The sequence below is a fragment of the Massilia solisilvae genome (assembly GCF_024753215.1).
GTDB lineage: Bacteria > Pseudomonadota > Gammaproteobacteria > Burkholderiales > Burkholderiaceae_D > Telluria > Telluria solisilvae.
Window position 1 is genome coordinate 230805 of the sequence record NZ_JANUGV010000006.1, and the last position, 12789, is coordinate 243593.

General features: G+C 68.8%; 12 protein-coding genes. 6 read left to right on the top strand and 6 right to left on the bottom strand.

Going from position 1 to position 12789, the window contains the following annotated elements:
* Positions 1-104 precede the first annotated feature (104 nt).
* From NX773_RS19315 to NX773_RS19330, 4 genes are all read left to right on the top strand, one after another.
* A complete protein-coding gene (locus tag NX773_RS19315) occupies positions 105-692 on the top strand; it encodes a 2Fe-2S iron-sulfur cluster-binding protein (RefSeq protein ID WP_258857914.1) in 588 nt (195 codons plus the stop codon).
* An 8-nt stretch (positions 693-700) separates the two neighbouring features.
* Positions 701-1684, top strand: a complete 984-nt coding sequence (locus tag NX773_RS19320; protein WP_258857915.1) for an FAD binding domain-containing protein — start codon at positions 701-703, stop codon at positions 1682-1684.
* Entirely contained in the window at positions 1681-3891 is a 2211-nt protein-coding gene (locus NX773_RS19325; protein ID WP_258857916.1) for a xanthine dehydrogenase family protein molybdopterin-binding subunit, read from the top strand. Before NX773_RS19320 ends, NX773_RS19325 begins: the two co-directional genes overlap by 4 nt.
* 87 nt (positions 3892-3978) lie before the next feature.
* Positions 3979-4686: a DUF2076 domain-containing protein gene (locus NX773_RS19330; protein WP_258857917.1), complete on the top strand. Its 708-nt coding sequence runs from the start codon at positions 3979-3981 to the stop codon at positions 4684-4686.
* A gap of 9 nt (positions 4687-4695) precedes the next feature.
* Here NX773_RS19330 and NX773_RS19335 read toward each other — a convergent pair whose 3' ends face one another.
* Positions 4696-5679 carry a quinone oxidoreductase family protein gene (locus NX773_RS19335; RefSeq protein WP_258857918.1) on the bottom strand — a complete coding sequence of 328 codons (984 nt, stop codon included), beginning with the start codon at positions 5677-5679 and terminating at the stop codon, positions 4696-4698.
* Between the two features lie 84 nt (positions 5680-5763).
* On the opposite strand from NX773_RS19335, the gene NX773_RS19340 reads away from it, so the two are divergent.
* Complete coding sequence (locus tag NX773_RS19340; protein ID WP_258857919.1) at positions 5764-6645, top strand: LysR family transcriptional regulator; 882 nt, start codon at positions 5764-5766, stop codon at positions 6643-6645.
* Positions 6646-6741: 96 nt separating this feature from the next.
* On the opposite strand, the gene NX773_RS19345 is transcribed toward NX773_RS19340, so the two are convergent.
* The 5 genes from NX773_RS19345 to NX773_RS19365 are packed head-to-tail and all read right to left on the bottom strand — an operon-like array spanning position 6742 to position 11852.
* A complete protein-coding gene (locus tag NX773_RS19345) occupies positions 6742-8208 on the bottom strand; it encodes an efflux transporter outer membrane subunit (protein ID WP_258857920.1) in 1467 nt (488 codons plus the stop codon).
* A 6-nt stretch (positions 8209-8214) separates the two neighbouring features.
* A complete protein-coding gene (locus tag NX773_RS19350) occupies positions 8215-9126 on the bottom strand; it encodes an efflux RND transporter periplasmic adaptor subunit (RefSeq protein WP_370662266.1) in 912 nt (303 codons plus the stop codon).
* A gap of 7 nt (positions 9127-9133) precedes the next feature.
* On the bottom strand, positions 9134-9340 hold the full coding sequence (locus NX773_RS19355) for a DUF1656 domain-containing protein (protein ID WP_258824282.1): 207 nt from the start codon (positions 9338-9340) through the stop codon (positions 9134-9136).
* Positions 9337-11388: an FUSC family protein gene (locus NX773_RS19360; protein WP_258857922.1), complete on the bottom strand. Its 2052-nt coding sequence runs from the start codon at positions 11386-11388 to the stop codon at positions 9337-9339. The genes NX773_RS19355 and NX773_RS19360 overlap by 4 nt, the downstream gene beginning before the upstream one ends.
* Positions 11385-11852, bottom strand: coding sequence for a MarR family winged helix-turn-helix transcriptional regulator (locus NX773_RS19365; RefSeq protein WP_258857923.1), 468 nt, complete (start codon positions 11850-11852; stop codon positions 11385-11387). The genes NX773_RS19360 and NX773_RS19365 overlap by 4 nt, the downstream gene beginning before the upstream one ends.
* Positions 11853-12186: 334 nt before the next feature.
* Here NX773_RS19365 and NX773_RS19370 point away from each other — a divergent pair, with 334 nt between their 5' ends.
* On the top strand, positions 12187-12753 hold the full coding sequence (locus tag NX773_RS19370) for a Pvc16 family protein (protein WP_258857924.1): 567 nt from the start codon (positions 12187-12189) through the stop codon (positions 12751-12753).
* Positions 12754-12789: the final 36 nt, after the last annotated feature.

A 12789-nucleotide genomic window follows, 5' to 3' on the forward strand; every position in this document is an offset into this window, starting at 1 on the left:
GCGATGATAAGCCGGCCCGTGGGGGCGCCCGCTCCCGGCACGGGAACCGCCTGCCTGGCCCCCGGTCAGACACGTTCCGCGCAACTCCTTGAAAGAGCACCGCCATGCCTGAAGACCAACTGAACCAGCGCGCCGTCCACGAGCCGCTCGCCGCCGCGCCCCATGTGCCGCCGCAGAAAGTCACGCTGCGCATCAACGGCGCGCTGCACGACCTGATGATCGAGCCGCGCGTCACCTTGCTGGACGCGCTGCGCGAGGTGCTCGAGCTGACCGGCACCAAGAAGGGCTGCGACCGCGGCCAGTGCGGCGCCTGCACCGTGCTGGTGGACGGCCAGCGCATCAACGCCTGCCTGACGCTCGCGATCATGCAGGAGGGGCGCGACATCGTCACCGTCGAGGGGCTGGGCGAGTTCGGCGTGCCGCATCCGGTGCAGCAGGCGTTCACGGACTGCGACGGCTTCCAGTGCGGCTACTGCACCCCGGGCCAGGTCTGCTCGGCGGTGGCGCTGCTTGGCGAAGTGGCTCGCGGCGACGCAAGCCGCCTCACGCAAGGCGACACGCTCCTTGCGGGTGAACTCACCGACGACGAAATCCGCGAGCGCATGAGCGGCAACCTGTGCCGCTGCGGCGCCTATCCCAACATCGTTTCCGCGATCCGCGGCGTGGTCGAACGCTCCGCGCCCGGAGCCTAGGGGAGGCCATGCAGTCGATCTCGTACGAACGCGCGCGCGACGTGCCGCATGCGCTGCAGCTCGGGCGCGACCCCGGCACCAAATTCATTGGCGGCGGCACCAACCTGCTCGACCTGTACAAGAGCGGGATCGAACAGCCGCTGCGGCTGGTGGACGTGAGCCGCCTCGACCTGTCCGGCATCGGCCAGCTGCCGGACGGCGCGTTGCGCATCGGCGCCACCGCCACCAACACGGCCGCGGCCAACCACCCGCTGGTGCGCGAGCGCTACCGCCTGCTGTCCGACGCGCTCCTGAACGGCGCCTCGGCCCAGCTGCGCAACATGGCCACCGTGGGCGGCAACCTGCTGCAGCGTACCCGCTGCTACTACTTCACCGATCCCACGCTCGGGCCGTGCAACAAGCGCACGCCCGGCGCCGGCTGCGCCGCCCTCGATGGCTTCAACCGCATCCATGCGATCCTTGGCGCCAGCGCGCACTGCATTGCGGTCAACCCGTCCGACATGGCGGTGGCGCTGGTGGCGCTCGATGCGGTGGTGCGCATTGCGCAGCCCGGCGGCGAGCGCGCACTGCCCGTGCTCGACTTCCATCGCTTGCCGGACGAGCGCCCGCAGGACGACACGGTCATCGCCCCGGGCGAACTGATCACGGCAATCGACCTGCCGCCGCCGCGTTTCACGAATACCCACTACCTCAAGGTGCGCGACCGCGCGAGCTATGCGTTCGCCCTGGTCTCGGTGGCCGCAGCCGTGGACTTCGACGACGGCGTGGTGCGCGACGCGCGCGTGGTGCTGGGCGGCGTGGCGCACAAACCCTGGCGTGCCTTCGCGGCCGAGGACACGCTGCGCGGCCAAGCGCTGGCCGCGCCGGTGCTGGAGCGCGCGAGCGAAGCGGCGGTCGAACACGCGCGCCCGCTGGCCCATAACGGCTTCAAGGTCGAACTGGCGCGGCGCGCCATCGAGCGCGCGCTGCGCACGGCGGGAGGCATGGCATGAGCATTCTCGGCAAGCCGATCAACCGCACCGACGGCTGGGCCAAAGTAAGCGGCGCTGCGCGCTATGCGGCCGAGCACACCTTGCCCGGCATGGCGCATGCCGTGCTGGTGACGAGCACCATCCCCAGCGGCCGCGTGCTGCGCATCGACGCCGGCAGCGCCGAACAGGTGCCGGGCCTGCTGCTCGTGATGACCCACCAGAACGCACCGCGCCTGCCGGACGAGACCAGATCGGGCAAGGTCCAGCCGCCGATCGGCCGCGTGCTCTCGCTGCTGCAGGACGACCAGGTCCACTACAACAACCAGCCGATCGGCGTGGTGGTGGCGGACACGCTCGAGCACGCGCGCGAGGCGGCGGCCCGCCTGTCGGTGGAATACGAAACTGCGCCCGCGGTGCTCGACTTCGACGAAGCGAAGGAGCACACGCACCCGCCCGACAAGGTGCTTGGCGAGCCTGCCGACAGCGCGCGCGGCAACCTGCAGGCCGGGCTGCTGGCGGGCAGCGCGCGGCTGGACGCGCTCTATACCACCCCGTACGAGACGCACAACCCGATCGAGCCGCACGCCACCGTCGCCGCATGGGACGGCGGGCGGCTCACGCTGTACGACTCGACCCAGTACATCAAGGGCGTGCAGCGCATCGTGGCCCAAACGCTGGGCATCGAACCCGACCAGGTGACCGTGCTGTGCCCCTTCACCGGCGGCGGCTTCGGCTGCAAGGGCTCGGTGTGGTCGCACGTGGTGCTGGCCGCGATGGCGGCGCGGCAGGCTGGGCGCCCGGTCAAGCTGGTGCTGGACCGCAATCAGATGTTCGGCCCGGTGGGCACGCGGCCCATCACCGCACAGCGCATGAAGCTCGCCGCCATGTCCGACGGACGCCTGACCGCGTCGAGCCACGACGTGCTGGCCTACACCTCGACGATCGAGGACTGGATCGAGCCGTCCGCGCTCGTCACCCGCATGCTGTACGCGTCGCCCTGCCAGGCCACCACGCACCGGCTCGCGCGCATGAACCTGGGCACGCCCACCTTCATGCGCGCCCCCGGCGAGGCAACCGGAACGTTTGCGCTGGAAGCAGCGCTCGACGAGCTGGCCTGTCAGCTCGGCATCGATCCGGTCGAGCTCAGGCTGCGCAACTACGCCGAGCACGATCCGGAAAAGAACCTGCCGTTCTCGAGCAAGTCGCTGCGCCAGTGCTACGAGACCGGGGCCGAGCGCTTCGGCTGGTCGCGCCGCAATCCGCAGCCGCGCTCGATGCGCGACGGCGACAAGCTGGTCGGCTACGGCATGGCCACCGCCACCTACCCGACGCGCCGCTCGCCGGCTGGAGCCAGCGCCGCCATCGACGAGGAGGGCCACGTGCGCGCGCGCTCGGCCACGCAAGACCTGGGCACCGGCACCTACACCGTGATGACGCAGGTGGCGGCCGATGCGCTCGGCGTGCCGGTCGCGCTGGTGCGCTTCGAGCTGGGCGACTCGCGCATGCCCGAGGCGCCAGTATCCGGCGGCTCGACCACGGTGGCCAGCGTGTCCTCCGCCGTGCACGCGGCGGCCACGGCGCTGCGCATGAAACTGATCTGGATCGCGTCGGCGGACGCGCGCTCCCCGCTGCACGGCGCCATTCCCGACCAGGTTGGCGTTGAAGACGGCTGGCTCTACCTCAAGAGCGAGCCCGCCAAGCGCGAACGCATGTCCAGCATCGTCAAGCGCCACGGCAAAGGCCCGGTCGAGGTAACGGCCGATGCCGCGCCCGGCCACGAGAAGGAGCACTACTCGATGCACGCATTCGGCGCCGTGTTCGTCGAGGTGCGCGTGGACGAGGTGCTGGGCGAGATCCGCGTGCCGCGCGTGACGGGCGTGTACGGCGTGGGCCGGCTGCTGAACCAGAAGACCGGATACAGCCAGCTCATGGGCGGGATCGTCTGGGGCATGGGCATGGCGCTGTTCGAACAGACCGTGTACGACAAGCGCAACGGACGCGCCGTCAACGGCAACCTGGCCGAGTACCACGTGCCGGTGAACGCGGACGTGGCCCAGATCGACGTGCTGGTGGTGGACGAGGACGAGCCGCATGCGAACCCGCTGGGCGCAAAAGGCATCGGCGAGATCGGCATCACCGGCGTGGCCGCCGCGCTTGCCAATGCCGTGTACCACGCCACCGGCAAGCGCATACGCCACCTGCCGATCACGCTCGACAAGCTTCTCTGAGCGGCGACGCAAGCGGCTGGCCGCAACTTGAAAACGCGCCGCAGCGCGCCCACCTGCAACCGTGAATGACCCGACAAGGAGCCGCACATGAGCCCCCAAGATTCCCAACTCCTGCAGGACTTCCTGTACCAGCTCGTGCAGGCGCGCGGTGTAGCCAAGGACCCCGAAGCCGAGGCGCTGATCAGCCGCGCCGTCGCCCGGCAGCCCGACGCGGCCTACCTGCTCGTGCAGCGCGCGCTGCTCATGCAGCAGGCCCTGAACAACGCCCGGGCCGAGATCGCCGCGCTGCAGAACCAGCTGCGCGCCCAGCCCGCCCCGGCCTTCCTTGACCCGAACACCTGGGGCAACAGCGGCACGTCGCGTCCGTCCGCATCGCAACCGGTGGCCCCGGCGCCCTACCAGCAGCAGTACCAGCAGCCGCATCCCGGCTCGGCACAGGCGCAGGTGCCCGCCACGCCCGGCGGCTTCCTGAGCGGCAGGGGGGGCGGCATGCTCGGCAACATCGCGGCCACGGCGGCCGGCGTTGCGGGCGGTGCATTCCTGTTCCAGGGACTGGAGCACCTGCTTGGCAACCACGCCGGCAATGGCTTCCTGGGTCCGCAATCCGCGCTGAACCGGCCACCGGAGGAAACCACCATCGTCAACAATTACTACGACGACCCGGAGCGCGGCAGGACCGATCGGTTGGCCGACACGCAGGACGGCGGCAACCTGTTCGATTCGTCCGACCAGGCGGGTAACGACTTCGACCAGTTGGCCGACGACCTCGGGCCGGACGACGACTTGTTCAGCTGACCCAATCCATCACGGCCGCAGCAGCACCGAGCCGGTCGTCTGGCCGGACTCGATCAGGCGGTGCGCCTCTGCCGCCTGCGCCAGCGGCAGCTCCTGGCCGATCTGCACGCGCATGCCTTGTTCCAGGCGCTGCAGCGTCGCGTGCGCGCCTTCCCGATAGCGTCCGATGTCGCTCATGAAGCGAAACACGCCCGGCCGCGCAAACGCGATCGAACGGTAGGGGCCGATGTCCGCCGGGTTGATCGCATCGATCTCGCCGGCCACCTGGCCGATGCTCGCCGCCATGCCGTACGGCCGCACGGCTTCCAACGTCTGCCTGAGCGTCGTCCCGCCGATGCCGTCGATCGCAAAGTGCACGCCCTCGCCGCCGCCGAACGCGCGCGCGGCCGCCACGAAGTCCTGCTCGCGGTACAGCACTGCTTCGTTCAGGCCATGCGAAAGCGCCAGCTCCGCCTTGGGCAGGCTGCCCACCGTCCCGATCACGCGCGCGCCCAGCGCTTTTGCCCACTGCACGAGCACGAGCCCAAGGCCGCCGGCCGCCGCGTGCACCAGCACCGAGTCGCCGGGGCGCAGCGGGCGCACGTACGAAAACAGCATGTGCGCCGTGATCCCGCGCAGCATGGCGCCCGCCGCCGCCTCGAACGAAACCGCGTCGGGCAGCGGGATGGCGCGCTCGGCCGGCAGGTTGCGCGCCGCGGCGTAGCTGCCCACCGGCGCGCCGGCATAGGCCACGCGCTGGCCCTCCACCAGGTCCGTCACGCCGGGGCCGACCGCCTCGATGATGCCGGCGCCTTCCGCGCCAAGCGTGGCCGGCAGGACCGGCAAGGGGTACAGGCCGGTGCGGTGGTACACGTCCACGAAGTTCACGCCGATGGCGGCGTGGCGAATGCGGACCTGGCCCGCGCCGGGCGGGGGCAGTGCGACCAGCTCGGTCTTCAGTTCCGAGCGGTCGCCGTAGGCGTGGATGCGCACGTGTTCGATTGCGGTGTTCATGAGGTTCTCCTGTCGGGGTTGATGTTGCAGGCAATGGTAGTCCGTGCAAAAATCGACCGAAATCCTTAAAAATGAACAGTTATCGTGCAAAAATCGACCGAAACTCCCCTCGGCTGGGATGACGTGCGCTACTTCCTGGAGCTGGCGCGCCAGGGCAAGCTCACCGCAACCGCGCGCGTGCTCGGTGTCGAGCACTCGACCGTGGCGCGGCGCGTGAGCGCGCTCGAAGCCCAGCTTGGCTTGCGCCTGTTCGATCGCCTGCCCAAGAGCTGGGTGCTGACCAGCGAGGGAGAAGGCCTGCTCGGCTACGCGCGCCGCATCGAAGAAGAGGCGCTTGCCTTCAGCCGCGCCGGTGCAGGCTATGGCGCGCTGCGCGGCACGGTGCGCGTCTCCGCGCCGCCCGTGTTCACGAGCGCCTTCCTGGCGCCCAGGCTTGCACTGGCGCGCGAGCGCTGGCCCGGCATCTCGATCGAGCTGATCGGCGAGCCGCGCCAGGCCAACCTGTACCGGCGCGAAGCCGACCTTGCGCTGCGCCTGTCACGGCCGCACGAAGAGGGGCTTGCGGCCAGGCGCCTGGGACAGATGGGGTATGCGCTGTACGGCGCGACGCCATGGGCATCGAAACCGGAAGCGGCGTGGGAATTCGTCGGCTACGACGAGCTGCTGCGCGAGACGCCGCAGCAGCGATGGCTGGAGCAGCTGGCGGCCGGGCGGCCGTTCAGGATGCGCACCAACGACCTGGCCACGATGTGGATGGCGTGCCGCGGTGGGCTGGGCCTGGCGGCGCTGCCGCACTTCCTCGCGCGCGGCGACGATACGCTGGCGCGCTTCGACCAGCATCCGTGTCCGGTGCACCGCGAGGTCTGGCTGGCGGTCCACCCGGACGTGCGCCGGTCGCCGCGTGTGAAGATGGTGGCCGATCTGGTCGCCGAGCTGATTCAAGGCGAAGAGGCGCTGCTGGCCTGACACGTAGGGTGGGCAGGTCTTCTGCCCACGCGTTCAGCAGAGCATCCGCTGTCCGGACGCGTGGGCAGGAAACCTGCCCACCCTACAGACAGCTGTTCAGTGCTTTTCTTCCTGGCGCTGCTGCTTGCGCGTGCTTTCCCACCCACCGCCGAGCGACAGGAACAGGTTCACCTGGTCCGTGGCCAGCTGCGTGTCGGACACTGCGACCGCGCTCTCGGCAACTGCCAGCGCCCGGTCCGCATCGAGCTTGGTGAGGAAGTCCGCGCGCCCGAACTGGTACAGCTTGTCCGCTTGACGGGCCGCCAGCGCGCTCTGGTCGCGCGAAGCCTTGAGCGCCGCATTGCGATCCAGCTCGCGCGCGTACACCGTCAGCGCGCTCTCGGTTTCGCGCAGCGCACCCAGCACCACGCTGTCGAACCGCGCGAGCGCGCCTTCGGTGCCGGCCCTGGCCTGCGCAATGTGCACGCGTGCCGGGCTGGTGGCCGGCAGGCTCCAGCGGATCAGGGGCCCCAGTGCATAGTGCCAGGTGTTCGCATCGCCCACGCCCGGGATCATGCCGATGCTGCCGAACGACGCGCCCAGGTTGATGCTGGGGTAGAGTTCCGCCGTCGCCACGCCGATGCGGGCGGTGGCGCCAGCCAGCATGCGCTCGGCCTGGCGGATGTCCGGCCGCCGTCGCAGCAGCGCGGCGCCATCGCCGACGGGAATCGCCGAGGCCACGTGCGGCGGCACCTCGCACCTGGCCACCTCGGCGGGAAAGCTGGACGGCACCTCGCCGGTGAGCACCGCGAGCTTGTACAGCGCGGTGCGGCGCTGCGCTTGTAGCGGCGGCAGCGCCGCGCGCAGCTGCTCGAGCTGGGCGCGTGCGCGGCTGTTGTCCAGCGCGATGCCGCGTCCCTTCTTTACACGGTCGGCGGTGAGGTCGACGAATTGCTGCTGCAGGTCCACCGAATGCTGCGCCACCTTGACCTGGTAGCCAGCCGAGCAAGCGTCCGCATACGCGCGCGCGGTCTCGGCGGCCACCGTCACATGCGCGATGTCGCTCGCCGCCTGCGCCGCTTCCTCGTCGGCCTGCGCCGCCTCGATGCCGCGCTTGATCTTGCCGAACAGGTCAAGCTGGTACGACACCTTCACCTCGCCCGAATACAGCCCGGTATCCGGCAGCACTTCGGGCAGGCCGAGCGACATGCCGGCGATGCGCCCGTAGGCCGGCGCCGCTTCCATCTCCACTTCGGGACGCTTCTTTTCCTCGACCTCTTCCAGCACCGCGTGCGAACGCTTCAGGTTGGCCGCCGCCATGCGCAGGTCCGCGTTGGCGGCGAACGCTTTCTCGATCAGTTTGTCGAGGGTGCTGTCGTGGTACAGCCGCCACCAGTCGGCCGGCAGCGGTTCGGACTTGAACGGCTGTTCCGCCGCGCCCATGAAAGGCGCGGCCGCGGCCGGCCGCTTGACCACCGCCTCGTCCGGCACGTGGTAGTCCGGGCCGACCGTGGTGCAGGCGGCAAGCAGCGCCGCTGCGGCGGCCACTGCCGTTCGTGTCAGGCTGGATCGGTATGAAGTCATGTGTGCTTACTGCTTGTTCGGGGTGGAGGCCATCGCGTGCAGCGTGGGCCTGGCCGGCGGCAGCACCTGCACGGTGGCGGTCTGGCCGGCGACCAGGCGCACGTTCGCCGGCACGGCGTCGATCGCCACGCGTACCGGGATGCGCTGGGCAAGGCGCACCCAGTTGAAGGTCGGGTTCACGTTCGGCAGCAGGTTCGCGCCGGTGGTGCGGTCACGGTCGGCGATGCCCTCGGCGAAGCTTTCGACGTGGCCGGAAATCGTGTCGCGCGAACCCATGAGCGTCACGCGCACCGGGTCGCCCAGGTGTACACGCGGCAGCTTGGTCTCTTCAAAGTAGCCCTCGACGTAGAACGACTTGCGGTCCACCACGGCCATCACCGGGCGGCTGGCGGTCGCATAGCCGCCCACGCGCAGGTCCAGGTTGGTGACGAAGCCTTCCACGCTGGAGACCACACGCGTGCGCTCCAGGTTCAGCCGCGCCGTGTCGCGGTTCACTTCGGCCTGCGCCAGCGCGGCGCGCGCCTGGTCGGTGCGGGTCTGGCCCTGCTCGCGTGTCTCCTGCGAGACAAGGTCGTCCAGCTGCGTGTTGCGCTTGTTCTCGCGCTGCGCCTGCGCCAGCGCGGCCTGCGCCGCCTGCACCGTGGCATCGGCCTGGCGCAGCGCCAGTTCAAAGCGCGCGCGGTCGATCTCGAACAGCGGCTCGCCTGCCTTCACCACCTGGTTGTCGTGCACGTACACCTTGGTGACCGGGCCGGTCACGTCCGGCGCCACCTGCACCACGTATGCCTTTACGCGGCCGTCGCGGGTCCACGGATCGACCTCGTAATAGCGCCACAGCTGCGCCCCGGCGTACACCGCGCCGGCGGCGGCCAGCAAGGTAATCGCTACCCGGCCCGCGGCCGGAAAGATGTTTTTCATGACCATGTCAAAACCAGTTGGATGCGAAAAAAGCGAGGCTGCCCAGCACGATGACGAACAGCGAAAGATCGAACAGCGCCGGGTGCCACACCAGGCGATAGAAACCCACGCGCCCGAGCACGCCCGCGAGCACGCGCGAGACCAGCAGCGCGGGCAGCATCAACAGCAGCAGCGGGGGCATGTACATGCCGAACAGGTTCACTTCGCCGATCATCGGATTTCCTTTTCAATCACAGGTGAGCTCTGGTAGGGCGGGGCCTGCGGGAACAGGTCGCGCCGGATGCCGGCCAGCGCGGTCGCCGCGTCGCGCTGGCCCCTGGACGGCGGCGCCGCGCACACCGAGCGCAGCGCGTTGTCGAGCGACGCCAGCAGGCGCGCTTCGCCGTCTTCGTTCACGCGCGGGCGCGCCTCGAAATGCTGCGACAGGTGCTCCATCAGCGGCCACAACGCGGCCTGGCTGCGGCCCAGCTGCGCGCGCGCCTCGACCAGCTGCGTCATGTTCAGGCCGATGCGCAGGTCCACCAGCGCGTCGGCCGCCGGCAGGTCCTGCTGCTTGCCCGCCAGCGCCAGGCGCGGCGTGAGCAGCGCAATGCGGTCCACCATCCGGGCCGAGAACTCCGTCACCGACGGCGCGCGCTCGCCGCTGCCGATGCGCGCCAGCTCGCTCCAGCCGGCCTTGAGCAGGCGCCGTGCGGTAAAGCCTGCGCCCACGGTGCGAAACAGCTGCGTCACCAGCGCCGACAGCCAGATGCCCGCGAGCTGCGCCACCGTACTGTTCACGAAGCCGGTCATGTCCGCGTTCTGGGTGTCCACCAGCGCGAGCGTGCCGGCAATGCCGAACAAGAACGGCATCGCCTTGCCGAACGTGGCCGGGCGCGCGATCAGCACGCCGATCACCAAAAAGGCCGGAGCACAGGCGAGCATCAGCATCTCGAAGCTGTGCAGGGCAGGCAGGATCGCCAGCACGTACAGCGCCGACACCGGCACCGACCACAGGGTGAAGCGCAAGAAGCTCTTGATGAACGGGACCGGGTCGTCCTGCGTCGAAAAGAAGCAGCACATCACGGCCGCGAACATCGGCACCACCGAACCGGACGGCCAGCCGGTGAGGATCCAGAACGCGCAGCCGGCCAGCACGCCGATCACCGCGCCCAGCGCGGACATCGCGGCCATGCCGTGGTCCAGGTGCAGCGCGGCCGAGCCGGCCGGGCGCACGTCGCGCGCGGCCGCCGGCAACTCGCCATGCGCGCCCGCGTCGATGTGGCCGCGCAGCGCCTGCACCGCCGCGCACTGGTCGATCAGCGCCCGCAGGCGCGCGGCCAGGTTCACCTCGACCAGCTCCTGCCAGCCGGAATGCGGACCGATCGCCGGCGTCAGCGCGTCGATCTGCGCGCGCAGCGCCACCTCGCGGCCGGGCTCGGCCTGGCCGCGGTGGGCGCCGGTCCATGTGCGGATATCGTCGAGCAGCGCGTTCCAGCGCAGCGACACGCCCCCCGCGCCGAGCTCGCGCAGCGCCAGCAAGCGATCCTCGATGGCGGACAGCAGCGGCACCATGGTCGCCAGGCGGTCCTGCAGCGCGTGGATCGCATTCGACGTCCAGCGCAGGTGCGAGGTGTCGAACGGCAGATGGGTGGACATCATGCGCAGCTCGGTGATGTCGGCGGCCAGCTTGCGCCGGTCCTGCGCGCTGCGCTCGTCGCCGTTGGGAGAGAGCGCGTCCGAGATCCAGTGCTGCGCGTCGCGCAGCGCGTGGTCCAGGCGCGACAGCAGCACCGGCGCAAAGCTCTGCGGGAACACCAGCGTGTGGATCAGCGTGGCGCAACCCAGGCCCAGCAGGATTTCCTCGACCCGCGCCAGGCCCACGTCGAAGATCGTCTCCGGCCGGTCCACCGCCGGGAACGCGATCAGCGCGCAGGTGTACCCGGCCAGCATCACCACGTACGAGCGTGGCGTGCGGTCCAGCAGCGAGATGTACAGGCACCCCGCCACCCACAGCGCAATGCCAAGCGACAGCAGCTCGGGCGAATCGACCAGGTTCGGCACCAGCACCACCGCGCCGAGCGCGCCCAGAAAGGTGCCGGCCAGGCGAAAAATCGCTTTCGATCGCGTGGGCCCGGCGAACGGCGCGGACACGATATACGCGGTCATCATCGACCAGAACGGGCGCGGCAGGCCGATACGCATCGACACGTACAGCGCAAGCATCGAGGCGGCGAAGCTTTTGACGGAAAAGAGCGCCTCTTGAAGGGTGGGCGCCCTCACGCGGCCTTGCGCCCGCAGGCGTGGTGGGTGGCGATGGCGGCCGACAGGCCGTGCAGCACGCGCAGGCAGGCTTGCACGTCCTCCTCGGCCACGCCGGCGAACAGCTGGCGGCGGAACGGCACCAGCGCCTCTTCCATCGCGGCGGCGCGGCGCTTGCCTTCCTCGGTGAGGTGCAGCGTCTTGGCCCGGCGGTCGTGCGCATCTTCGCGGCGCTCGACCAGGCCGCTGTCGACCAGCTGGTCGGTCACGCGCACCAGCGACGGCGCCTCGACCCCCAGCAAGTCGGCCAGCACGCCGCAGCGCACGCCTTCGCCCATGCGGCCCATCAGCAGCACCGGCAGCCCGGTCGCCTGCGACAGGCTGTATTCGGCCGCCACCTTGTCGACGGCGGCGCGGTAGGCGCGCGCGACCGGCCCCAGGGAAGAGGCGAGGGTCATCAGGCTCTGGTCGTAAGGAGTCGGCATCCGCGATCGTCAATATTCGTTAGAGTTCGAAAGTTTAGCATCCTAAGTAATTTCCCTCAAGTAGGACTTATCCTACGTCAAGGATGGCAGTGATATACTGGCAAGTTTTTTTGACGCGAAACGCGCTCTGCAAATAGAAAAAATATGCCGTTTGAATGCCCATTCGGCATATTTCATGCTCGCCGGGTTTTTTGTAACGACGTCCTGAAAGAATATGCCAGAAACGTTTCTTTCGTGATATTGTCACCGCCAGTTCTCCCATCCATCTAATCTATCGGGTCGGCCCCGATAATTGCGGCAAGGTAGCGAGCGCGTTGTGCGATAGGACAGGCAGATGATTGATGTGTCGTTGGGCTACGTCAGGAAGGTTCTGGACCAATATCTGGTGTCTTATCTGGACGCCGCCCCGGGCATCGTCGTGATGGATAACCTGTCGGGTTCGGATTCGCCCGAACCGCAAAAGAATCGCAACCGGGTGGTGCTGACGCTGGTGAATCTCGAGTACGAGACCAACAAGCAATTCTCCGGCGGCACCCGCCGCGAGGGCGACCGCTCGATCCAGGTCAATCCGGCCGTTCGTTTTAATCTCGATATTCTCGTTTCCGCGAATTTCGACGATTATGGGGAATCACTTAAATTCCTGAGTGCGGTAATCGGCTATTTCCAGGAAAATCTCGCTTTTACCCGATCCTCCAATCCGGAAATGCCGGAGGGGATTTCGGCGCTGAAGTTCGAGATTGAAAATTCCCCGTCCGAGAAAATGCACAACCTGTGGACCGCCCTCGGCACCAGCTACGTGCCGTCGATCGTCTACAAGATCAGGCACGTCAGCATGCAATCCGGCCAGGTCAAGGGCAGTGTTCCCTCGGTGCAGGACTATACCGCCTCGTCGCAGCCATGACCGCCTGCCTCTTCCAGCTCAAGATATCGCATGGCT